The following is a 22,442-nucleotide window of genomic DNA, read 5'->3' on the forward strand; positions in this document are numbered from 1 at the left end:
AGTACGAACGATCTTCTCCCCCAACCCAGTACGCCTAGAGCCGGCGTAACGTCAGCAAGATCAACTTTCCGCGTTGACAGGTCAACCGCATGCATGATGGTGCCCACATAGGCGTCGAGATCGACCTCGACGCTTTGTGGGCGGCCGTGCCGTGCCCCACGCTGGTCATCGACCGCGAGGGAATCGTGCGGGCGCTGAGCGGGTCGGCGCAGTCCCTGCTGCCGGGCGCGACGCAGGGCGGCCAGATCAACGAGTCCGTCGACTGGCTGTCGCGCGCACACCACCGCCTCGTCCAAGTTGAACCCGGCGCGGTCGATCGAAACGCCTCCGTCGTCTCGGGAAGCGTGGGGGGTCGAAAATTCGACGCGCACGCAGCGGTGCTGCCCAGCGGCGAGGTGGCGTGGTCGCTGGTCGAGGACACCGGCCAGTTGTTACGGGAGGCGCAAGAAGCGCTGGCGCGCGAGCAGGAACGCACGGCGATCCTGCTCGAGGCGTCTTCGGTGTTGACCGCGTCGCTCAACGTCGACCGCTGCCGGGAAGCGACGGTGCAGATGGCCGCCCGGCACCTGGCGGACGCGGCGGTGCTGGTGGCTCCCGCGGGCCACGGCCGGCGGCTGCCGGTCTTCTACAGCAGTGCGGCGGGGCCCGTGGAGCAGTGCAGTGTCGGCGCCGACCCGGCGACGGTGGCGGGTTTGAGCGAGGCGCTGCACGGATTCCCGCCGGTATCCTCGGGCTGGATCGATCCCGTGACGGTCCCGGATTGGCTTGTGCCGCAACACTTCTCGGGTCCAGTGGGATCCGTGATGATCCTGACGCTGCCCGGGCACGGGGTTTCGGCGGGGGCTTTGGTGTTGCTTCGGCGCATCGATCGCCCGGGGTACAGCGCGGACGAAGAACTCTTCGCCGGCCTGTTCGCCGCGCGCGCCGGGGCGGCGTTGTCCGCCGCACGCCTCTATGCCGAACAGGCCGCCATCACCCGCACCCTGATGCGTGACCTGTTGCCTCCCCCGCTGCACGGCCTGCACGGCATCGAATTCGCTGGCGGCTACCGGGCTTCGAAGGATTACGAGGTGGTCGGCGGCGACTTCTACGACTTCCATCCCGCGGCGCGGCCCGAGGACGAGACGCTGGTGGTGCTGGGCGACGTGTGCGGCAAGGGGCTGGAAGCCGCGGTGATGACCGGCAAGATCCGCAACACGCTGCAGGCCCTGACGCCGCTGGCGCAGGACCACGAGGGTGTGCTCACGCTGCTCAACCGCGCCATGTTGTCGTCGGATCACACCCGGTTCGCCACGTTGGTCCTGGCCTCGGTCGCCTACCGGGACGGTCAGGTGGTGCTGCGGTTGACCTGCGCCGGGCATCCGCCGCCGTTGATCGTGCGCGACAACGGGCAGGTGGAAGAGGCCGACACCAAGGGCACGCTGGTCGGCGCGCTGGAGCGCATCACCGTGCAGTCGTTCGAGACTTCGCTGGCGCCGGGCGAGACGTGCGTGCTGTACACCGACGGCATCACCGAGGCCCGCGGTGGTCCGCTCGGCGATGACTTCTTCGGCGAGGAGCGCCTGGCGGCCGCACTGACCGGATGCGCGGGCATGCCGGCCGAAGCCGTCGTCGAACGCGTCCTGATGCTGGCCGCGCAGTGGGTGGGGCAACGCGTGCACGACGACATCGCGGTCGTCGCCATCACCGCCCCGCAGCGCACCCACCTCAGCGCCGTCGACGGCCACACCCGCGGCAGGTACGTGGCATGAGGTCCTACGACACCGATGCGACCGCCGCACGCGCGACCGGTGCCGGCGAGGAACTCGTGATCCGCGAGCGGCTCTGGGGGGCCCTCGCCAACCGCGACGAGTACGCGGCGGCAGCCACCGTGTTCGCCGCGATGGATGCGGGCATGACGCCCGAGGACGTGCTGCTGGAGGTGATCGCTCCCATCCAGCACAAGGTGGGCACCGAATGGGCCGCCAACCGCATCAGCGTCGCGCAGGAGCACGCGGCCACGGCCATCAACGACCGCGTCATCGCCGCGCTGGCTCACCACCCCGCCGGCAAAGTACCCGCCCACGGCGGCCGGGTCACTCTCGCGTGCGTGGACGGCGAATGGCACGCTTTGCCCGCCCGGCTGCTGGCAGAGGTGCTGCGACTGCGCGGCTGGCACGTCGACTTCCTCGGGGCGCAGGTCCCGACCCCGCACCTGATCGCCCACCTGCACCAGCACGGACCGGACGTCGTGGCGCTCTCCTGCTCGATCCCCACCCGGCTGCCCAACGCGCACGCCGCGATCATCGCGTGCCAGTCCGCCGGTTTCCCCGTCCTGGCCGGCGGGGCCGCCTTCGGCCGCGACGGCCGTTTCGCCAGGCAGCTGGGGGCCGACGCGTGGGCGCCCGACGCGCGGACCGCCGACGAACGCCTGCGCCGCGAATTCCCCGCCGTTCGGCGCACTTTCAGCCGACAGCCGGTCGATGACCTGCCACATCTGGCCGACCAGGAGTACACCATGGTGAGCCGGAGCGCGGGTCAGCTTGTCAAGTCCACCGTCGCCGATTTGGAGGACCGCTTTCCCGCCATGCGCGCCTACTCCACACCGCAGCGCCAGCACACCGTCGAGGACGTCGCGCACATCGTCGACTTCCTCACCGTCGGCCTGTACACCGACGACGACGCGTTGTTCGCCGACTTCGTCACCTGGACCGCCGACATTCTCGCCGCCCGGGGCGTTCCCGCGGCATCGCTTCACCCCGCGTTGGATTTGCTGGACGCGCAACTCAAGGAGTTCCCACGCAGCCAGCGCCTGCTGCGGGTAGCAAACGATGCCCTCGCCACCGTCGCCGGCCCGGGAGCGTCACGATGAACCTGTTCCTGAGCGTCGCCACGACGGAAAGATCGGCGTGCGTACAGGTCTCCGGCGACCTGGTCTACGAAACCGTCGACGCCATGGTCGACGCCGCCGGTCAACTACTCGGCCGCCACCCCGCCCTGGCAGACCTGCATCTCGACCTCTCCGGACTGGCCTTCTGCGATTCCGCGGGCCTGTCCGCCCTCCTCCTCGTGCATCGCCACAGCTGTCAGGCGGGTGTGCGCCTGCACCTTGACCACCGGCCGCGATTCCTCGATCGCATCCTGGACGTGACCGGTACGTTCGAGCATCTCGTGACAGCGCCGGCCTCGAATGCGAGCCAGAACGCCCCGGGAGAAACCGGGGTTCGCTGACCGGCGCGGCCGCCACGAAAGCCCGTAGGGTGGAATGCGACCGATGACACCCAATGGATTCCTCCGGCGCACTGCGACGCGCACGTTCCGTGACCGTCGCGAGGCCGGTCACGCGCTGGCCGAGCAGCTGATGTCCTACCGCGACAGGGATGACGTGCTGGTCTTCGGGTTGGCCCGCGGCGGCGTCCCGGTGGCGTGGGAGATCGCCGCGGCGCTGCACGCCCCCCTGGATGTGTTCCTGGTCCGCAAGCTCGGGGTGCCGCGCTGGTCGGAGCTCGCGATGGGCGCGGTGGCCAGCGGCGGCGGCCTGGTGATGAACGACGACGTCGTTTCCAGCTTGCGCATCACCGACGAAGAAGTACGCGACGTGATCGAGAGCGAGACAACGGAACTCGCCCGCCGCGAGAACGCGTATCGGGGCGGGCGTCCGGTGTCCGACCCCCGCGGCAAGGTGGTGATCCTGGTGGACGACGGGATCGCCACCGGCGCCAGCATGCTGGCCGCCGTCCGAGCGGTGCGAGCCGGCAGGGCCGGCTCGACGCCCAAAAAGATAATTGTCGCGGTTCCGGTAGGACCGCCGTCGACCTGCCGCGAGCTCGGGCTCGAGGCCGACGAGGTGGTATGCGTGACGATGCCGCCCGGATTCGAAGCCGTCGGCCAGGTGTACGGCGATTTTCACCAGGTCAGCGACGACGAGGTGCGCGAGACGCTCGCCACACCCACCGGCTGAGTGCTACTTGGCGGCCTCGTCGCCATGGCCCTCGGCCGACACCGCGGACTGTTCGGTCGCCTCCGCGTCAGCTCCGCCCGGTTCGTGCGGCGCGTCCTCGGGGTAGTCGACCGGCTCGTCGCCGGCCTCGGCCTGAGCCTCGTCCTCCTGCTGGGCCGCGCCGCCCGCGTCGCGCCGCTGCCGCTCCTGCAACGCGTCGATGATCAACAGCACCACGCCGAGCACGCTCGCGCCGATGCACACCCAGGCCACCAACTCATTGCTCGTGACCACGGCGAACACCAATGCGACGAGCCCGACCAGGGCCAGTACCAGCGCAATGATCAGCATCGGTCATCCTCCCAGCGGCGAGCGGGACAGCCAGTTCGTGTGCAGGTCCAGTGTGCCAACCGCGCAGCTTGGCGAGTGTCCGGCACGCCTGTGAGGCTAGTTGTTACCCCGATTGAATTGGTCGAATCCGCCTGCTTCGGCGCTGGAGTCGACGGGCGCCGCCGATCCGCGCTGGCCGAGCTCCTCCAACTGCGATTCCAGGTACGTCTTGAGCCGGGTCCGGTACTCGCGTTCGAAGGTGCGCAGCTGCTCGAGCCGGCCTTCCAGGACGGTGCGCTGCTGGTTGATCGTGCCCATGATCTCGGAGTGCTTGCGTTCGGCGTCGGCCTGCAGGGCGTCGGCCTTCTCCTGGGCCTGGCGCAGCTGGGTTTCAGAGCGGGTTTGCGCATCGGCGAGCATCGCGTCGGCGCGCTGCCGGGCGTCGGCGACCGTGGTCTCGGCGGTCTGGCGCGCCTCGGTGAGAATCTGGTCGGCGTTGGCACGGGCGTCGGCCAGCATCTTGTCCGACTCGGCCTTGGCCGTGCTGGTCAGGCGGTCGGCGGTGTCCTGCGCCAGGCTCAAGACCCGCGCGGCCTTCATGGCCTGTTCCTCGTTGCTCGCCGCGGAAGCCGCGGGGGCGGCGGGGGCGGCGACCGGCGCCGCCTTCGGCGCGGGCTCCGGCTCGGGGACGGGGATCGCCTGGGTGGGCGCGGCCGCGGGAGCGGCGCTGGCGCCACCGCCGGCAGCGAGCTCCTGGTCCAGCTCCTCGATCCGCTGACGCAGATCGCTGTTCTCTTCGATGAGCCGCGTCAGCTCGGCCTCCACCAGATCGAGGAAGGCGTCGACCTCGTCTTCGTTGTAGCCCCGCTTGCCGATCGGTGGCTTACTGAACGCCACATTGTGGACGTCGGCTGGTGTAAGCGGCATTGTTTCGTCCCCTCAAGTTCCTGTCTAACGTTCTGGAAAGTGTAGAACGCAGTGGTAGCCGTCGTGCAACTGCCGTCCATCCTGTCACACCAGGCGCGACCGTTGCTGTTTAGGCCAATAAATAAGAACCAATTTCAAACGCTCAGGGCAATAAAATCCGAAACCTAAGAATTTTTAAATCGCAGGCACCAAACCGACGCTAAAACGTGGCCGAACCGTCTCCAGGCTGGAAGGGGGCCGGCCCGAGGGCCCGTCCGGCCTACGCCGCGGCGCCGAAGGCCAGCTGCATGCCGATGAACGCGACCAGCAGCAGCACCATGATGGACAAGTCGAAACGGACCGCCCCGATGGTGAGCTGTGGGATCAGCCGCCGCAGCAACTTCACCGGCGGATCCGTGATCGACATGATGATCTCGAGGATCACCACCGTGATCCCGGTGGGATGCCAGTCACGGCTGAACGAGCGAATGAACTCGACGACGACCCGGGCGATGAGCAGCAGCCAGAAGATGAACAGCGCAAACCCAAGGATCTGAAAGAACAGCACCAACTGAAGAGCCCCGACCTTACCGATGAGATGTCAAGCGCCGCGGACTTTCGCGGCGCCTGCCAGCGTACCGACTCCCCGCCTCGGGCCACATCTCAGCCGGTCCGGCCGTCGAAGCGGCACCGAACCCGGCGCCGCTGAACCGCGGGTTATTGGTAAGCGTAGAAACCGGTTTCGGCGATCCGGCGACGCTCCTCGGGGGACACGTCCACGTCCGCGGGCGAGAGCAAGAACACCTTGGTCGCCACCTTGTCGAAGGAGCCGCGCAACGCGAAGGCCAAGCCGGCCGCAAAGTCGACCAGCCGCTTCGCGTCGGCGTTGTCCATGGATACCAGGTCCATGATGACCGGGGTGCCGTCGCGGAACCGCTCGCCGATGGTGCGGGCCTCGCTGTAGTCCTTGGGCCGCAGCGTGGTGATCTTCGAGAGCGGGTGGCCCTCTTCGAACATCATCGCCATCCGGCGCGGGTCCATCGCCAGCGCGCCGCGGGTGGAGTTGCGCAACCAGGACCCGAAGCGCGGCCTGCCCATCTCGGGCCGCTCGAAGTCGCGGGGGTGGACGGCGCCGTAGCGTGGCTCTTCCGCGTAGCCGCCGCGGTATCCGGTTGGCGGCGCGTAGTCGGCGGGCTCGCGCGGGTCGTCGTAGTCGCGCCCCTCGTAGCGGCCTTCCATGCGTCCGTAGCCGTCGTCGAAACGCGGCCGCGGAAAGCCGCGGGAGGGTGCGTGGTCGTCGTAATACTCGTCGTCGTAGTCGTCCATCGGGGCCATACCGAAATAGGCCTTGACTTTGTGCAGTGTGCTCATTGCGTTGACCCCTTCTAGCCCCTGATGCTTGGTGTCAGTGATGAAGATGTGACTACAGTGACTTAATACGGTGACGGTAGCGGCCGGGGACCCAATAGCGCGGTACCGACACGCACACACGTCGATCCGTGTTTGACGGCAATTTCGAAATCGTCGGACATTCCGGCGGACAGGCCGACGGCGTTCGGATGGGATTCCAGGACGCGCAGGTGCTCGGTCCGCAGCCGTTCGAAGGCCTCGTCCGGACTCGAACCCAGCGGCGGAATGGCCATCAGACCCGCCAGTTCCAGGCACTTCGCGTCCTCGGCCTGCGCGCACAATCGGTCGACCGCTCCCGGCGCCGAGATGTCGACGCCGCCCCGCGTCTCGTCGCCGTCGAGGCTGACCTGAACGTAGACCCGCATCGGATCGGAGCGGCGGCCCTCGGCCAGGGCCGCCGAAACGCCCCGATCGAGAGCGCTGACGAGGTGGGAGCTGTCCACCGAGTGGGCGGTGTGCGCCCAGCGGGCAACCGACCGGGCTTTGTTTCGCTGAATGTGGCCCACCATGTGCCAGCGCAGGGGCGGCACGTCCGCCCGCGACGAAGCCGCCAAAAGTTTCGTGACTTCGCTCACTTTTGCCGACGCTTCCTGGTCCCGCGATTCGCCGACGGCCCGGCAACCCAATCGCGACAAAGTCACGACATCGGTTGCTGGAAAGAATTTGGTAATCGGCAGAAGTTCGATTTCCCCGACATTGCGACCCGCGGCTTCCGCTGCCGCCGCAAGGCGCGAACGCACCGCCGCTAATGCGTGGGTCAATTCCGTTTCCCGGTCGCTGTGACCCTCCGGCGCCCCCATCGCAGTCACTCCATCCACACCAGCGAGGCGAGCCGCCCGGTTGGGGCGTCCCGGCGGTGACTGAACAACGTCGGGTCGGCCACGGTGCACCGGGGATCGATATCGATGGCCGTGACGCCCAATTGCTTTAGCTGGCCAGCGATTCCGGCCCGAAGGTCGAGCCCGGGAGTGCCCACCGCGGTCGTGGTGCGACTGCCGGGCAATGCGACCTCCACCTCGTCGGCCATGGCCGCGGGCACCTCGTAGTTGCGCCCGCTGACCGCCGGGCCCAGCAGGGCCGAGATGTCCTCGACATGCGCGCCCAGCCTCAGCATCGCCTCCACGGTGCGGGCCACCACCCCGAGCTGGGCGCCGACGCGGCCCGCATGCACCGCCGCGGCCACCCCGGCGCGCGCGTCGCCCAACAGCACCGGCACACAGTCGGCCGTCACCACGGCCAGCGCCAGTCGCGGGGTGCTGGTCACCAACGCGTCGGTGCCGTCGACGGCATCCCGGGGTCCGTCGACCACCTCGACCCGATCACCGTGGACCTGGTTCATCCACACCACGCGGTCGGGGCCCAGGCCGATGGCGGCGGCCAGTCGGTTCCGGTTGGCGGCGACGGCAGCCGGATCGTCGCCGACGTGGTCGCCGAGGTTGAAGGTGTCGAACGGTGGTCCCGAGACACCGCCCGCGCGGCTGGTGGTCACCCGCCGGATGCGCACGCTCACCTTTTCAGTATCCGGAGTGCACCGCCTGCCAGCGGGCAGCGCCATCCGGCGCCTATCTTTCGTGGCCGGTTTGTCGCGCACTGGCAAGCGAATCGAGACTCTCAGCGGCGCATGAACGGCGGCACGTCGACGTCGTCGTCGTCACCGCCGATATTCAGCGTGGCGCCGTTGGTGTGGACCGGCACGCTGACGGCGTCGACGGGTTCGAACAGCGTCGAGGTGAGCTTGCCGGCCTTCGCCGACTCGATCCGGTGCGCCCCGCCCTTCTCCGCGGCAGTGCCTCCCACCACGGGCTTGCGGCCGGCGCCTGCGGCGTCGAAACCCGCCGCGATGACCGTGACGCGCACCTCGTCACCCAACGAATCGTCGATGACCGTGCCGAAGATGATGTTGGCGTCCTGATGGGCGGCGTCCTGCACCAGCGAGGCCGCCTCGTTGATCTCGAACAGGCCCAGGTCACTGCCGCCGGCGATCGACATCAGCACGCCGTGGGCGCCCTCCATCGAGGCTTCCAGCAGCGGTGAGTTGATCGCGATCTCGGCCGCCTTGAGCGAGCGTCCTTCGCCGCGCGCGGAGCCGATGCCCATCAGGGCGGTGCCCGCGCCGGACATGATGCCCTTGACGTCGGCGAAGTCGACGTTGATCAGGCCGGGGGTGGTGATCAGGTCGGTGATGCCCTGGACGCCGTTGAGCAGCACCTCGTCCGCGCTGCGGAACGCATCCATCAAGGACACGGCGGCGTCGCCCATCTGCAGCAGCCGGTCGTTGGGGATCACGATGAGGGTGTCGCAGCTCTCGCGCAACGCGGAGATGCCACTCTCGGCCTGGTTGCCGCGCCGCTTGCCCTCGAACGAGAACGGCCGGGTGACCACGCCGACGGTCAAGGCGCCCAGCTTGCGCGCGATGCTGGCCACGACCGGCGCGCCGCCGGTGCCCGTCCCGCCGCCCTCGCCAGCGGTGACGAACACCATGTCCGCGCCGCGCAGCAGCTCCTCGATCTCATCCTTGGCGTCCTCGGCGGCCTTGCGGCCGACCTCCGGGTCCGCGCCGGCGCCCAGCCCGCGGGTGGAGTCGCGGCCGACGTCGAGCTTGACGTCGGCATCGCTCATCAACAGCGCCTGCGCGTCGGTGTTGATCGCGATGAACTCCACGCCCTTGAGGCCCTGCTCGATCATTCGGTTCACGGCGTTGACGCCGCCGCCACCGATACCCACGACCTTGATCACGGCCAGGTAGTTATGCGGGGGGGTCATCATTCGTTTTCCTCCCTGGTGGGCTCAGTTCTGCGCGACGGGTTTCCTCCCGAGCGTCCGCGGTCCTCCCTGGCAAACCCTCAACCTCAACCATAGAGTTAGAGTTATGTCAAGTAGTTCCGCGCAACCAGAACGGTATGGGTATGGCGCGCCCTAACCCCGCAGGCGCGCCGACGCGCCGCCCGCAAATTTTTTCTGTTACGGCGGTCACAGCCGGCGTCGTTACTTCACCGTGGGAAGGTCGGGGCTCGAGACGTCGTAGGTCCGCCCGGGCTGCGTCAGCAGCGCGGCCAGCTTCTCGGCCTTCTCGTCGGTGCGATCGGTCGTCCCCCAGATGACGGTGCGGCCGTCTCCCAGCGTCAAGGTGATCGAGGCCACCGAGGGGGCCGCGACCCGGCCCACCTGACCGGCGACCTCGGGCCGCAGCGCGGTCAGCACCTGCAGCGCGGCCTTGGTCGCCGGGTCGTTCGGGCCCGGGTCGGCGACGTCGAGATACGGCAGCGCCGGCGGCGGCGGACCGGTCGCGAAATCGACGCCGTCACGGTCGAAGAGGTGCGGGCCGTCGGGAAAGTCCTTCACCGCCACCGGAACTCGCTCGACGATGGTGATGCGCAGCGCCGACGGATACTGCCGCTGCACCCGCGCGCTGGCCACCCGCCGGATCGCCGCCACCCGGTCGGCTACCTGGTTGGTGTTGATCTGCAGCAGCGGCGTCCCCGGGCGCACCCGCGCCGCGTCCAGCACCTCTTCCCGGGTCACCACCCCGGTGCCGACCACGACGATGTTGCGGGCCGACATCGCGGGCGTGAAGTAGAGGATGAGCGCAAGCCCGATCCCGAGGACGACCAGCAAGACCGTGACCAACAGCATCTTCAAGCCACGGACCACGCCCCGCGCGACGGGTTTGGGCTCGTCGGCCGTGCGGCCGGTGACCCGGCGTTTGGCCTCCCGGCGGGCCTCTTCGATGGCGGTGGCACGCTCCTGCGCGGCCCGCCGTTCGGCCCTTTCGCGGCGGGCCCGCCGGCGCGGTCCCTCGAATTCGTCCGGAGTGACCGGGGTTTCGGCCCCGGGCCCCCCGACGAACAGCGGTTCGGTGGCGTCGTCCCCGGCGGGCTCGCCCACGTGCAGATTGCCCGCGTCTTCGGCCGACCGCTCCGCGGCCCGCATCGACGCCGGTCGGTCGGCGTCGTTCGGCTGGGTCATCGCAACACTCCCGGGCGGCCGGGCGCGCTGCGGTTGTCCCGCGCCCGCAGCGCGGTCACGATCTCCGGCCCGAGCAAGGTCACGTCGCCCGCGCCCATGGTGACGATGACGTCGCCCGGCCCGGCCGCCGCGGCCACCTGCTCGGCCACGGCCGAGAAGTTGGGCAGGTAGCGCACCGGCGCGCTGACGTGCTCGGCGACACTGGCGCCGCTGACGCCGGCGAGCGGTTGCTCGCGCGCGCCGTAGACATCGAGGACGAACACCTCGTCGGCCGCATCGAGCGCGCGCCCGAACTCCGCGGCGAATTCCTTTGTGCGCGAATATAAATGGGGCTGGAAAACCACCAGGCTGCGACCACCGCCGCTCTGCTCGAGGACCGTGCGGACCGCCGCCAGGGTGGCGCTGATCTCGGTGGGATGGTGGGCGTAGTCGTCGAAGACCCGCACCGAACCGGCGTTGCCCACGAGTTCGAACCGGCGGCGCACGCCCTCGAAACCGGCCAGCCCATCGAGCACCGAGTCGACCGGTGCGCCGATCTCGATCGCCGCCAGTAGCGCGCCCAACGCGTTGAGCGCCATGTGCCGTCCGGGCACCGAAAGCCGCATCACCCGGGGATACTTCTCGCCAGCCAGCTGGACGTGCGCGACCGCCTCGGTGCCCTGCTGCTCCCAGGACAACAGGGTGGCGGCGTGGTCCTTCTCCGGCGCGGATCCGTAGCGCAGCACCCGAATTCCCAGCTCGGCGGTGCGCTCCGCCAGCGCGGCCGCGCCCGGGTCGTCGACGCACACCACCAGCGCTCCCCCCGGCGCGAGCCGCTCCACGAAGGCGTCGAACACGCCGACGTAGGCGTCGGCGCTCCCGTAGAAGTCCAGGTGATCGGCCTCGATGTTGGTGACCACCGCGACGTTGGGCGTGTACTCGAGCAGCGAGCCGTCGCTTTCGTCGGCCTCGGCCACGAAGCAGTCGCCGCTGCCGTGATGGGCGTTGGTGCCGGCCTCCCCCATCTCGCCGCCGACCGCGAACGACGGGTCACGTCCGCAGTGCTGCAGCGCCACGATCAACATCGACGTCGTCGTGGTCTTGCCGTGGGTGCCGGTGACCATCAGCGTCGTGCGCCCGTCCATCAACCGGGCCAGCACAGCGGGCCGCAGGATCACCGGGATGCCGCGCCGTCGGGCTTCGACGAGCTCGGGGTTGGTCTTCGGGATGGCGGCGTGGGTGGTGATGACCGCGGTGGGGCCGCCCGGCAGCAGGTCGAGCGATGATGCGTCGTGGCCGATGCGGATCGACGCGCCCCGGGCCCGCAACGCGTGCACCCCGCGCGACTCCTTGGCATCCGACCCGGATACCAGCGCGCCGCGGTCCAGCAGGATGCGGGCGATGCCCGACATGCCGGCTCCGCCAATGCCCACCATGTGCACCCGCTGCAGCTCGGGCGGCAGCTGCTCGGCGTTCACCGTCGCCCTCCCGCCGCTGCCTTCCTGGCGATGTCCAGCGCCGCCTGTGCCACTTGGCGCGCCGCGTCGGGGTGCCCCACGCGCGCGGCGGCCGCCGTCATCGCCGCCAACCGCGGCGGGTCGTTGAGCAGCCCGGCCACCTCGCGGGCGACCAGCTCCGGCGTCAAGGCGGCGTCGGCGACCACCATGCCGCCCCCGGCGTTGACCACCGGCAGCGCATTGAGCCGCTGCTCGCCGTTGCCGATCGGCAGGGGCACATAGATGGCCGGCAATCCGACCGCCGAGACCTCGGCGACGGTCATCGCGCCCGAACGGCAGATCGCCAGGTCGGCGGCGGCGTAGGCCAGGTCCATCCGGTCGAGATAGGGCACCGCCACGTACGGCGGATCACCCGGTTGGCTCTGCCGCAGCTCGAGGGTGTTTTTCGGTCCGTGCGCGTGCAGCACCGAGACGCCCGCGGCGGCCAGGTCGGCGGCGGCGGCGGACACGGCCCGGTTCAGCGACACGGCACCCTGCGAGCCGCCGAACACCAGCAACACCCGCGCGTCGTCGGCGAAGCCGAAGTGCCTGCGCGCCTCGGCGCGCAGGGCGGCGCGGTCCAGCGAGGTGATGGCCTCCCGCACCGGTATGCCGACCACCTCGGCGCGCGGCAGGCCGCAATCGGGCACCGCGGAGAGCACCCGGTCGGCACGGCGGGCGCCGACCCGGTTGGCCAGCCCGGCGCTGGCGTTGGCCTCGTGGATCAACACCGGGACCCGGCGCCTGCGGCCGAGGCCGCGGGGAATCCCGCGGGCGGCGAGGTACGCCGGTAGCGCCACGTATCCGCCGAACCCGATGATGACGTCGGCGTCGACCTCGTCGAGCACGGCCCGGACCTCCCGGACCGCGCGCCATACCCGCGGGGGCAGCCGGGCCAGGTCGCCGGTGGGCTTGCGCGGCAACGGCACCGGCGTGATCAGCTCGAGGTGGTAACCGCGCTCGGGCACCAGCCGGGTCTCCAGCCCGCGGTGGGTGCCCAGCGCGGTGATGCGCACCTGCGGGTCGAGCGCGCTCAGCGCGTCGGCGACCGCCATCGCGGGCTCCACGTGGCCGGCGGTGCCACCGCCGGCCAGCACGACCGACAGCGGCTTGGAAGGCTTAAGAGCCGACAACGCGGCACCGGCGGGCTGGGGGGTTGCCCCCAGCCCGCCGGCCGGCTTGCTGACCGTGTCGTTCACCCGTAACGCTGACCTTCCAATGCGCGAGCGCGCCGTGCTTGACGCTGGCCGGCGTATCGCTGGCCAGATCCATGATGCACCGCCCTGCGGGCCGGCCGGGCGGCTGTACGGGAGAAGGCCGGCCGCAGCGGTTCCTGGGCCTTGACGGAGGCCTTGCGGGAACGCTTGGGGGCGGGCGCCTGGGCGGCCTTTCGGGTGCCGTTGCGCGAAGGGGCGCCCTTGGCCGGTTGCTTGCCGCCGCGCTTACGGTCGCGGAACGACTCCAGCCGGGTCGGCGCGTACGGCTGGGGCAGCGGCAGCCGCAGGAACCGGTTCACCTTGTCGTCGCGGCCGGCGCGCAGGGCCGCCACCGCCTCGGGCTCGTGACGTGCCGCGTTGGCCATGATCCCGATCATGAAAAGCGTTGCCGCCGTGGAGGTTCCGCCCGCGGAGATGAGGGGCAGCTGAATCCCGGTCACCGGCAGGATCCCGATCACGTAACCGATGTTGATGAACGCCTGGCCCAGCACCCACATCGTCGTGGTGGCGGTCAGCAGCCGCAGGAACGGGTCGGCCGAGCGGCGGGCGATGCGCATCCCGGTGTAGGCGAACAACCCGAACAGGACCAGCAGGCCGAACGCGCCGACGAAGCCCAGTTCCTCGCCGATGATCGCGAAGATGAAGTCGTTGTGAGCGTTGGGCAGGTAGTTCCACTTGGCCACGCCCTGCCCCAGGCCGTCGCCGAAGATGCCGCCGTGCGCCAGGGCGAACTTCGCCTGGCGGGCCTGGTAGCCGGTGTCCATGGGGTCGTTCTCGGGGTTCATCCAGGACTTCACCCGGTCCGAGCGGTAACCCGCGGACATGGCCAGGATCGCGCCGGCCATGAAGACCGCCAGCAGCGAGGTGGCGAAGACGCGCAGCGGCAGGCCGGCGTACCACAGCAGCGCCAGCAGGATGATGCCCAGCGACACCGTCTGCCCCAGGTCGGGCTGGGCCACGATCAGCGCCAGCGCGATGACCGCGGCCGGCACCAGCGGGATGAGCATTTCGCGCAGCGACGCCCGCTCCCCCCGGCGGGCCGCCAGCAGATGGGCACCCCAGATCGCGAAGGCGATCTTGGCCAGCTCGGACGGCTGCATGGAGAAGCCGGCGATGACGAACCACTTCCGCGACCCGTTGGCCAGGTTTCCGATGCCCGGCACCAGCACGAGCACCAACAGGATGACCGTGACGACGTAGCCGGTGAAGGCGACGCGGCGGATGAACCGCACCGACATGCGCATCGAGGCGTAGCAGGCGACCAGGCCGATCACCGTCCACAACACCTGCTTGCCGAAGATCACCCACGCCGACCCGTCGGCGTCGTAGGACCGCACACCCGACGCCGAGAGCACCATGATCAGACCAAGCGTGGTCAGCAGCGCGGTCACCGCGATGATGAGGTGGAACGAGGTCATGGGCCGGCTCAGCCAGGCCCCGAACCGGTTGCGCTCGCCGATTTTGGCCTGCGCTTTTGCAGCCGGCTTGGCCTCAGACGTGCTGGCCGTGTCCACGGGGCCGGTCGCCTCGTCGGCGTCGGCCTCTCCCGGCTCGGCCGCGGCGGTGTCGGCGGTCGCTTCGGTTGCCTTGCCCCGGCGCCTCAGCCGGGCCAGCGGATTACCCACGCCCGCCTACCGGGTGGCCGCGCGGACGGCGGCGGCGAAGGCGTCGCCACGGTCGGCATACCCGCTGAACTGGTCGAACGACGCGCCGGCCGGGGCCAGCAACACCGTGTCGCCGGGCCGGGCCAGGTCGCGGGCCGCGGCCACCGCCGCGGTCATGACGGAAGTGCCGAGGCCGCCGCCCGAATGTTTCACTTCTGTCACATTTGCACCAATGGCCACAGCCGTCGCATTCATATCAGCATCCTCGCCTGTCACAACCTGGACGACGGGGACATCCGGCGCGTGTCGCGATAACGCCTCTGCAACCTCTTCGCGATCTCGGCCGATGAGCACCGCGCCCACCAGCCGGGGGGCCATCCTGGCGACCTCCGCGTCCACCGATGCGCCCTTGAGCAAACCGCCCGCTACCCACACCACGCGGGGGTACGCCAGCACGGACGCCTCGGCGGCGTGCGGGTTGGTGGCCTTCGAGTCGTCGACGTAGGTGATCCCGTCGGCGACCGCGACCACCTCGGCCCGGTGTCGGCCCACCCGGAACGACGCGATCGCCTCGGCGATCGCGTCGGCCGGCACACCGACGCTGCGCGCCAGCGCCGCCGCGGCAAGCGCATCGAGGATGCCGACGGGCCCCGGGACCGGGATCGTCTCGACGGGCAGCAGCGCGAGGTCGTCGGCGAAGGCGCGGTCGATGAGTTGGCCGTCGCGCACGCCCAATTCGCCCGCCGCCGGCTCGCCGAGCCGGAAGCCGACGCGCACCGGGGCCGCGGCGGTGTCCAGCAACGCGGCCGCCCGGGCGTCGTCGAGCCCCACGACCGCCACCCGGCCGTCGAGCACCCGCGCCTTGGCCGCCGTGTACTCGGCCATGGTGGAGTGCCAATCCAGGTGGTCTTCGGCGATGTTGAGGACGACACCCGCCTCGGGCCGTACCGAGGGCGCCCACTGCAGCTGGAAGCTGGACAGCTCGACGGCCAGCAGGTCGGCGGGCGCGTCCAGGACATCGAGGACGGGATCGCCGATATTGCCGCACAACAGGCTGCTGCGGCCCGCGGCGGTCAACATCGCGTGCAGCATCGACGTCGTGGTGGTCTTGCCGTTCGTGCCGGTCACCACCAGCCAGCGCCGCGGCGGCCCGTACTGGCCCGCCGCGTCGAGCCGCCAGGCCAATTCCACGTCGCCCCAGACCGGCACTCCGGCCGCCGCCGCGGCGACCAGCAGCGGTGTGTCCGGCCGAAATCCCGGGCTGGTGACCACCAGGGCGTACTCCGCAACGCGTTGGGTGGCCACCGACGTGGTCGCGGTCGCCACGCCGGTCTCCGCGTAGCGGCGCAACGTGGCCGGGTCGTCGTCGCACAGGGTGGGCGCCGCGCCGAACCGGGCCAGGGCCGCCAGCACCGCCTTGCCGGTGACGCCGCCGCCGGCCACCAGCACGGGTGCGCCCGGCGCCAAGGGCTCGAGCCCGGGCACGTCAGGCACCGATCGCGCCCAGCCACTCACCGTAGAAGAGGGCCACGCCCAGGCCACAGGTGATCGCCGTGAGCAGCCAGAAGCGGATGATCACCGTGGTTTCGGCCCAGCCGGCCAACTCGAAATGGTGGTGGAAGGGTGCCATCCGGAACACCCGGCGCCCGGTGGTGCGAAACGCCAGGATTTGCAGCACCACCGAGGTGACCTCGGCGACGAACAGCGACCCCAGCACGACGGCGAGGATCTCGGTGCGGCTGGTCACCGAAAGGCCCGCGATGATGCCGCCCAGGGCAAGCGACCCGGTGTCGCCCATGAAAATCTTTGCGGGAGCGGCGTTCCACCACAAGAAGCCGATGCAGGCGCCCGCGGTGGCGGCCGCGACGAGCGCCAGGTCCAGCGGGTCGCGCACGTTGTAGCAGCCCAGCCCCGGCGCGGTGACGCAGGCGTTGCGGTACTGCCAGAAGGTGATCAACACGTAGGCGGCGGTGACCATCGCCATGCAGCCGGCCGCCAGCCCGTCCAGGCCGTCGGTGAAATTGACCGCGTTGGACCAGGCGCTGACGACGACCACGCAGAACAACACGAACAGCCCCGGAGCCAAAGTGACCGTGGCGATTTCGCGCACGTAGGACAGGTCCGAGCTGGCCGGTGTCAACCCGCTGCCATTGCGGAACCGCAACACCAGCACGCCGAACAGCACCGCGGCGGCGACCTGCCCGATGGTTTTCGTCGTCTTGTTCAACCCGAGGTTGCGCGACCGGCGAACCTTGATCAGGTCGTCGAGGAAGCCGACGCCACCGAGCACGGTCGCCAGGCCCAGCACCAGCAGGCCCGACGCGGAAACGCCCTCGCCGTCGAACGCCAGCCCGGCCAGGTGCGTCCCGAGGTATCCCGCCCAGATGCCGGCCAGGATCGCCACCCCGCCCATCGACGGCGTGCCGCGCTTGGCGTGATGGCTGGGCGGGCCGTCCTCGCGGGTGTGATGGCCGAAGCCTTGCCGGGTGAACAACCGAATCAGCGCGGGGGTCAACAGGATTGACACGGCGAGCGCGACGGCCACGGCGATCAGGATCTGCCTCACGCGCCCGTCCCGCCCTCGGTCACGAGCGCGTCCGCCAGCGCGCCCAGGCCGGCCGCGTTGGAGGCCTTGACCAGGATCACGTCGCCGGGCCGGACTTCGGCGCGCAGCAACGCGAGCGCGGCGTCGGCGTCGGCCACGTTGACGGCCCCCCGATCACCGGAAGCTCCCCACGAGCCCTCCATGACCGCTCCGTGGTGCATGGCGCTCATCGACCTCCCACTTCCCACGACGACAAGTCGAGACACATCTAAGCGCACCGCCAGCCGGCCGATGCGATCGTGTTCGGCCACCGCGTCGTCGCCGAGCTCGGCCATTTCGCCGAGCACCGCCCAGCTCCTGCGCTTTTCGTCGGCGCCGTGGGCGATCCAGGCCAGCGCCTGCAGCCCGGCGCGCATCGAGTCGGGGTTGGCGTTGTAGGCGTCGTCGATCACCGTGACCCCGTCCGCGCGGGTGGTCACGTGCATCCGGTGCCGCGACACCGGCCCGGCTTGCGACAGCGCGGCGGCGACCTGCTCGACGGTGGCGCCGCATTGCAGCGCGACGGCGGCGGCGCACAGCGCGTTGGCGACCTGGTGGTCGCCGTACACGCCCAGCCGCACCTCGACCGCGCTGTCCATCGCGTGCAGGGTAAAGCGGGGCCTGGCCAGTTCGTCCAGCGACACTCCGTCGGCCCAGACGTCGCTGGGACCGGAATCGGTGCGGCTGGACCGGCCGACCCGCACCACCCGCGCCTCGGTGACGTCGGCCATCGCCGCCACGATCGGGTCGTCGGCGTTGAGGACGACCACTCCGGACGACGGAACGGCTTGGGGCAGTTCGGATTTGGTGCGCGCGATGGCTTCCCGGGAGCCGAACTCGCCCAAGTGGGCGGTGCCGACGTTGAGCACCACCCCGATCGTCGGCGGGGCGATCTCCGCCAGCGCGGCGATATTGCCGGGATGGCGGGCCGACATCTCGAGGACCAGGTAGTCGGTGTCCCGCGTCGCGCGCAACACGGTCCAGGGATGTCCGAGCTCGTTGTTGAACGACCCGGGCGGGGCGATTACCTCGCCCAGCGGCTCGAGCACGGCTTTGACGAGGTCTTTGGTCGACGTCTTCCCCGACGAACCCGTGATGCCGACGATGGTCAGGCCGCCGGCGACCAGCTCCGCGGCCACCGCCTTGGCCAGCTTGGCCAGCGCGGCCAGCACCGCCGCGCCCGAGCCGTCGGTGTCGTGTTCGAGCACCCCGGCCAGGCCGCCATCGGCGCGGGCGGCCGCCGCCGGAGGCACCACGATGGCCGGCACCCCCACCGGCCGGGCGGCCAGCACGGCCACCGCGCCGGCCGCCGCCGCCGCGCCCGCGTAGTCGTGCCCGTCGGCGTGGGCCCCCGGCAGCGCGAGGAACAGCCCGCCGGGACCGACGGCGCGCGAGTCGAATTCGACGGTGCCGGTGACGCGGAGCCCCGCGGCGGCCTGCGGCGAGATGTCGGCCAGCGTTCCGCCCACGATGTCGGCGACCTGCGCGACGGTCAGGTCGATCATTGCCGCGCCTTCAGCGCCCGGGCCAGCTCCACCCGATCGTCGAAGGGACGGACCTCCCCCGCCGCGCGCTGGCCGGTTTCGTGGCCTTTGCCCGCCACCAGGACCACGTCGCCCGGCCCGGCCCAGGCCACCGCGTGTTCGATCGCCGCGCGCCGGTCGCCGATCTCGACCACCTCGGCCGCACTGCGGCTCTCGGCCACCCCGGCCAGGATCTCGCGGCGAATGGCGGCGGGGTCCTCGCCGCGGGGGTTGTCGTCGGTGACAACGACCAGGTCGGCCAGCTCGGCCGCGGTCGCGCCCATCGGCGCCCGCTTGCCCGGGTCGCGCTCGCCGCCGGCGCCGAACACCACCGCCAGCCGGCGACCCGGGCGCGCCAGGGTGGTCAGCACCGCCCGCAGCGCGCCCGGCTTGTGGGCGTAGTCGACCAGCGCGAGGAAATCCTGGCCGCAGTCGATGTCTTCCATGCGACCGGGCACCCGGGTTTCCAGCAGCCCCGGCGCCGCCTGCTCCGGTGACACGCCCACCGCATCCAAAATCGCCAGCGCGACAAGGCAATTGGCGATGTTGTAATGCCCCGGCAGCCGAATGCCCACCCGATGGCGCACGCCGGCGGGATCGATCGCGGTGAACTGCTGCCCTCCGGCACCCAGCGGGATCACGTCCATGGCGCGCCAGTGCGCGGGCTGGTCGCCGGTGCTGACGGTGATCGCGTCACCGGCGCGGGCGGCCATGGCGCGCCCGGCGTCGTCGTCGACGCAGACCACGACCCGGCGGGCCCGCAGCGGCGACGCCGGATCGAACAGCTTCGCCTTGGCCTCGAAGTAGTCCGCCATGGTGGGGTGAAAGTCGAGGTGGTCGCGGGACAGGTTGGTGAAAGCGCCCACCGCGAACCCGGTGCCGTCCACCCGGCCCAGCGCCAGCGCGTGGCTGGACACCTCCATGACGACGGTGTCGACGCCGCGCTCGGCCATCGCCGCGAACATGGCCTGCAGCGCGGGGGCCTCCGGGGTGGTCAGCGCGCTCGGAACGTCGGCGCCGTCGATGCGGATGCCGACGGTGCCGATCAGCCCGGCCGTGCGCGCGGCCGCGCGCAACCCGGATTCGACCAGATACGTCGTGGTGGTCTTGCCGGAGGTTCCGGTGATCCCGACCACCGTCGTCCGCTCCGACGGGTGCCCGTACACCGTGGCGGCCAGGGCGCCGAGCACGCTGCGGGGCGCCGGGTGCACGAGCGTCGGGACGGCCGATGCCGACGCACCCATCTCCGCGACCCCGGCGGCGTCGGTCAGGACCGCGACGGCGCCCTTCTCGATCGCCTCCGCCGCGTAGCGGGCCCCGTGCGTCGAGGCGCCCGTCAGCGCGGCGAACAGGTCGCCGGGCCGCACGTCCTGGCCGCGCAGCGTCACCCCGGTGACGGCCACGTCGGGCACCGCAGCGCCGCGGTCGGCGAGCACCGCCCCGACCTGGGCCGCCAGCGCGGGCAGGGGCGTGCCAGCGCCGGCGCTGGGGCGCAAATCAGTGGGCACGGCACACCTCCCGTCCACGCGCGTGGTCCTCATGATCGGCCATGACACCCTACCGAGGAGCGGCGGGCGCGCGGTCTCCCCGCGCCCACGCGGGCGTCACCGGGCCTTACGCGATTCGAGCAGCGGCAGAAAGATGGTGTCGACGATGTCCACGATGGTGTGGTCGGACAGGGGTTGCAGCGTCATCATGATCTCGTAGCGAAACAACTCCACGGGCACCCGCGCGATCCGTTCCGTGACCTGTTCCGGCTGGATCTCGCCACGGTCGATGGCCCGCTGGAGAACCTGTTCCAACACCGCGTCGCGGTCGCCGAGTACGAACGCCCTGAGGTCGGCCAGGCTGCGGCCGGTCTGCTCGTAGAAGCCGCCCAGCCGGGTCATCAACGCCACCGCCAACCCCACCCTGAGCTTGTTGGCCTGCCGAAGCAGTTCGATGACGTCGCCGCGCAGGCTGCCCGTGTCGGGTACGACGACGACATCCTTTCGCACCTCGTGCGCCAGCGCGGCGAGCACGAGCTCCTGCTTGTTGGGCCAGCGCCGGTACAGCACCGCGCGACTCGTGCCCGCCCGCACGGCCACGGCATCCATCGTCATGTCGTCATAACCGCGTTCGGTCAGCTCGGTCCACGCGGCGTCCAGCAACGCTTCCTCCAACGCGGGGCCGCGGCGACGACGGTTCGGACCGGTCGCATTAAGAGACATTGCGTTTCCTATCAGCCGGACCTATGGTCATAGGATACGGCATGTATCTTATTTGAAGGAGGGGAACCAGATGCGGATTCTCGTTTCCGGCGCCGGAATCGCGGGCCTGAGCGTGGCCATCGACCTGGGCGCCGACGGCCACGACGTCACCATCGTCGAGCGCGCCAACCATCTGCGGGTCAACGGATCCCCCATCGACATTCGCGGCGACGACGCCATTCGCATCGCCGACAAGATGGGGGTGCTCGGACAAATTCTCGACCGCCGGGTCGACATGAGCGAGCGCGTGCAATTCGTCGACGCGGACGGCGCCGTCGTGGCCGAACCGCCACTCGATGAGATCAACGACTCGTCCGACGACATCGAGATTCCCCGCGAAGACCTCACCAACATCCTCTACAACCGCCTGGGGCCGGCGACGGAGGTGCGATTCGAAGAATCGATCGCCGAACTCGAAGCCGACGACCGCGGTGTGGACGTCCGGTTCGCCTCGGGCACCCGTGAGCGCTACGAACTGGTCGTCGGCGCCGACGGGATGCACTCGGCCGTGCGCCGCCTGACGTTCGGGCCCGAACAGCAGTTTCTGCGCCACCTCGGCTTCTACGTCGCCCTGGCCGCCCTGCCGAATTACACGCCCAACGGCCGCATCAACCCGATGTACAACTTCCCGGGTCACCTGATCGGCATCGCCGCCTACAACGACAAAGCGTTGGCGGTCTTCATGTTTCGATCGGACTGGATCGAATACGATTACCACGACCTGGACGCCCAGAAGCGAATCCTCACCGACGCCTTCGCCGGACACACCGAATGGCGAATCCCCCAACTCCTCGATGCGGCGGTCGCGGACCCGGACCTGTACTTCGATTCCGTCAGCCAGATTCACCTGCCCGCCTGGCACCGCGGCCGCGTGGTGCTCGTCGGCGACGCCGCGCACTGCACCTCCAACCTGACCGGCCGCGGCACCAGCCTGGCTCTGACCGGCGCATGGTTTCTCGCCCAAGCTCTGCGCGACCACCCCGACGACATTCCCCCCGCGTTGCAGCAATACGACCGCGAGCAGCGAGAGCACGCGACCAGGATTCAGGCAATGGCGGCGCCCGGAGGCGACCGCCTGGTTCCGGCGACCCAACAACAGATCGACGCCCGCAACCGCGCTTTCAGGGCTCAGGGCTAAACACGGGCGCTCGACGTCCACGCCGCCGTGGGTCGGCCCGCTCCACTATCGAGTGATCGTGACGGGAGAGCCCGTCGACGACACCGTGATCGATGCCCTCGTCGACTGCGTCCTGCACCGA

General features: G+C 70.3%; 20 protein-coding genes and 1 pseudogene. 5 read left to right on the plus strand and 16 right to left on the minus strand.

What is annotated here, in order from left to right; translation table 11 throughout:
* Positions 1-89 precede the first annotated feature (89 nt).
* The 4 genes and pseudogenes from A5697_RS07945 to A5697_RS07960 all read left to right on the plus strand — a co-directional run.
* Complete coding sequence (locus A5697_RS07945) at positions 90-1,751, plus strand: PP2C family protein-serine/threonine phosphatase (protein ID WP_067946701.1); 1,662 nt, start codon at positions 90-92, stop codon at positions 1,749-1,751.
* Positions 1,748-2,851, plus strand: coding sequence for a B12-binding domain-containing protein (locus tag A5697_RS07950; RefSeq protein WP_082953294.1), 1,104 nt, complete (start codon positions 1,748-1,750; stop codon positions 2,849-2,851). Before A5697_RS07945 ends, A5697_RS07950 begins: the two co-directional genes overlap by 4 nt.
* Complete coding sequence (locus A5697_RS07955) at positions 2,848-3,210, plus strand: STAS domain-containing protein (RefSeq protein WP_068009539.1); 363 nt, start codon at positions 2,848-2,850, stop codon at positions 3,208-3,210. Before A5697_RS07950 ends, A5697_RS07955 begins: the two co-directional genes overlap by 4 nt.
* Positions 3,211-3,244: 34 nt before the next feature.
* Positions 3,245-3,940: pseudogene (locus A5697_RS07960) on the plus strand (phosphoribosyltransferase); the annotation flags it as partial.
* A 3-nt stretch (positions 3,941-3,943) separates the two neighbouring features.
* Here A5697_RS07960 and A5697_RS07965 read toward each other — a convergent pair.
* The 16 genes from A5697_RS07965 to A5697_RS08040 form a co-directional block, all read right to left on the minus strand.
* Positions 3,944-4,270 carry a hypothetical protein gene (locus A5697_RS07965; RefSeq protein WP_068009545.1) on the minus strand — a complete coding sequence of 109 codons (327 nt, stop codon included), beginning with the start codon at positions 4,268-4,270 and terminating at the stop codon, positions 3,944-3,946.
* 96 nt (positions 4,271-4,366) lie between these two features.
* Positions 4,367-5,176, minus strand: coding sequence for a DivIVA domain-containing protein (locus A5697_RS07970; RefSeq protein ID WP_068009548.1), 810 nt, complete (start codon positions 5,174-5,176; stop codon positions 4,367-4,369).
* A gap of 259 nt (positions 5,177-5,435) precedes the next feature.
* Positions 5,436-5,726 (minus strand): YggT family protein, encoded by a 291-nt coding sequence (locus tag A5697_RS07975; RefSeq protein WP_007170773.1) that lies wholly within the window; start codon positions 5,724-5,726, stop codon positions 5,436-5,438.
* Between the two features lie 146 nt (positions 5,727-5,872).
* Positions 5,873-6,526, minus strand: a complete 654-nt coding sequence (locus tag A5697_RS07980) for a cell division protein SepF (RefSeq protein ID WP_067946711.1) — start codon at positions 6,524-6,526, stop codon at positions 5,873-5,875.
* Between the two features lie 62 nt (positions 6,527-6,588).
* Complete coding sequence (locus A5697_RS07985) at positions 6,589-7,365, minus strand: YggS family pyridoxal phosphate-dependent enzyme (protein WP_156673207.1); 777 nt, start codon at positions 7,363-7,365, stop codon at positions 6,589-6,591.
* Between the two features lie 5 nt (positions 7,366-7,370).
* Positions 7,371-8,075, minus strand: coding sequence for a peptidoglycan editing factor PgeF (pgeF, locus tag A5697_RS07990; protein WP_068009552.1), 705 nt, complete (start codon positions 8,073-8,075; stop codon positions 7,371-7,373).
* Positions 8,076-8,176: 101 nt separating this feature from the next.
* Positions 8,177-9,328 (minus strand): cell division protein FtsZ, encoded by a 1,152-nt coding sequence (gene ftsZ / locus A5697_RS07995; RefSeq protein ID WP_067946718.1) that lies wholly within the window; start codon positions 9,326-9,328, stop codon positions 8,177-8,179.
* Between the two features lie 222 nt (positions 9,329-9,550).
* Positions 9,551-10,495: a cell division protein FtsQ/DivIB gene (locus A5697_RS08000; protein ID WP_068009574.1), complete on the minus strand. Its 945-nt coding sequence runs from the start codon at positions 10,493-10,495 to the stop codon at positions 9,551-9,553.
* Between the two features lie 32 nt (positions 10,496-10,527).
* On the minus strand, positions 10,528-11,988 hold the full coding sequence (gene murC / locus A5697_RS08005) for a UDP-N-acetylmuramate--L-alanine ligase (protein WP_067946720.1): 1,461 nt from the start codon (positions 11,986-11,988) through the stop codon (positions 10,528-10,530).
* Entirely contained in the window at positions 11,985-13,205 is a 1,221-nt protein-coding gene (murG, locus tag A5697_RS08010) for an undecaprenyldiphospho-muramoylpentapeptide beta-N-acetylglucosaminyltransferase (protein WP_067946722.1), read from the minus strand. The genes murC and murG overlap by 4 nt, the downstream gene beginning before the upstream one ends.
* On the minus strand, positions 13,202-14,848 hold the full coding sequence (gene ftsW / locus A5697_RS08015) for a putative lipid II flippase FtsW (RefSeq protein WP_068009554.1): 1,647 nt from the start codon (positions 14,846-14,848) through the stop codon (positions 13,202-13,204). Before ftsW ends, murG begins: the two co-directional genes overlap by 4 nt.
* A gap of 6 nt (positions 14,849-14,854) precedes the next feature.
* Positions 14,855-16,312: a UDP-N-acetylmuramoyl-L-alanine--D-glutamate ligase gene (murD, locus tag A5697_RS08020; RefSeq protein WP_156673210.1), complete on the minus strand. Its 1,458-nt coding sequence runs from the start codon at positions 16,310-16,312 to the stop codon at positions 14,855-14,857.
* Between the two features lies 1 nt (position 16,313).
* Positions 16,314-17,393, minus strand: a complete 1,080-nt coding sequence (mraY, locus tag A5697_RS08025) for a phospho-N-acetylmuramoyl-pentapeptide-transferase (RefSeq protein WP_067946726.1) — start codon at positions 17,391-17,393, stop codon at positions 16,314-16,316.
* Positions 17,390-18,916 carry a UDP-N-acetylmuramoyl-tripeptide--D-alanyl-D-alanine ligase gene (gene murF, locus A5697_RS08030; protein ID WP_068009557.1) on the minus strand — a complete coding sequence of 509 codons (1,527 nt, stop codon included), beginning with the start codon at positions 18,914-18,916 and terminating at the stop codon, positions 17,390-17,392. Before murF ends, mraY begins: the two co-directional genes overlap by 4 nt.
* Positions 18,913-20,475, minus strand: coding sequence for a UDP-N-acetylmuramoyl-L-alanyl-D-glutamate--2,6-diaminopimelate ligase (locus A5697_RS08035; protein WP_068009559.1), 1,563 nt, complete (start codon positions 20,473-20,475; stop codon positions 18,913-18,915). Before A5697_RS08035 ends, murF begins: the two co-directional genes overlap by 4 nt.
* Before the next feature lie 63 nt (positions 20,476-20,538).
* A complete protein-coding gene (locus A5697_RS08040) occupies positions 20,539-21,144 on the minus strand; it encodes a TetR/AcrR family transcriptional regulator (RefSeq protein WP_197500953.1) in 606 nt (201 codons plus the stop codon).
* Between the two features lie 70 nt (positions 21,145-21,214).
* On the opposite strand from A5697_RS08040, the gene A5697_RS08045 reads away from it, so the two are divergent.
* Positions 21,215-22,321 (plus strand): FAD-dependent monooxygenase, encoded by a 1,107-nt coding sequence (locus tag A5697_RS08045; protein WP_067946734.1) that lies wholly within the window; start codon positions 21,215-21,217, stop codon positions 22,319-22,321.
* The last annotated feature ends 121 nt before the right edge of the window (positions 22,322-22,442 follow it).

Origin of the sequence: Mycobacterium sp. E3251 (assembly GCF_001666835.1) — a bacterium.
Classification (GTDB): Bacteria; Actinomycetota; Actinomycetes; order Mycobacteriales; family Mycobacteriaceae; genus Mycobacterium.

Coding starts and splice junctions, on each gene's coding strand:
- A5697_RS07945 (WP_067946701.1), top strand. CDS start 90: ATGCATGATGGTGCCCACATAGGCGTCGAGATCGACCTCGACGCTTTG.
- A5697_RS07950 (WP_082953294.1), top strand. CDS start 1,748: ATGAGGTCCTACGACACCGATGCGACCGCCGCACGCGCGACCGGTGCC.
- A5697_RS07955 (WP_068009539.1), top strand. CDS start 2,848: ATGAACCTGTTCCTGAGCGTCGCCACGACGGAAAGATCGGCGTGCGTA.
- A5697_RS07965 (WP_068009545.1), bottom strand. CDS start 4,270: ATGCTGATCATTGCGCTGGTACTGGCCCTGGTCGGGCTCGTCGCATTG.
- A5697_RS07970 (WP_068009548.1), bottom strand. CDS start 5,176: ATGCCGCTTACACCAGCCGACGTCCACAATGTGGCGTTCAGTAAGCCA.
- A5697_RS07980 (WP_067946711.1), bottom strand. CDS start 6,526: ATGAGCACACTGCACAAAGTCAAGGCCTATTTCGGTATGGCCCCGATG.
- A5697_RS07985 (WP_156673207.1), bottom strand. CDS start 7,365: ATGGGGGCGCCGGAGGGTCACAGCGACCGGGAAACGGAATTGACCCAC.
- ftsZ (WP_067946718.1), bottom strand. CDS start 9,328: ATGACCCCCCCGCATAACTACCTGGCCGTGATCAAGGTCGTGGGTATC.
- A5697_RS08000 (WP_068009574.1), bottom strand. CDS start 10,495: ATGCGGGCCGCGGAGCGGTCGGCCGAAGACGCGGGCAATCTGCACGTG.
- murF (WP_068009557.1), bottom strand. CDS start 18,916: ATGATCGACCTGACCGTCGCGCAGGTCGCCGACATCGTGGGCGGAACG.
- A5697_RS08035 (WP_068009559.1), bottom strand. CDS start 20,475: ATGAGGACCACGCGCGTGGACGGGAGGTGTGCCGTGCCCACTGATTTG.
- A5697_RS08040 (WP_197500953.1), bottom strand. CDS start 21,144: ATGTCTCTTAATGCGACCGGTCCGAACCGTCGTCGCCGCGGCCCCGCG.
- A5697_RS08045 (WP_067946734.1), top strand. CDS start 21,215: ATGCGGATTCTCGTTTCCGGCGCCGGAATCGCGGGCCTGAGCGTGGCC.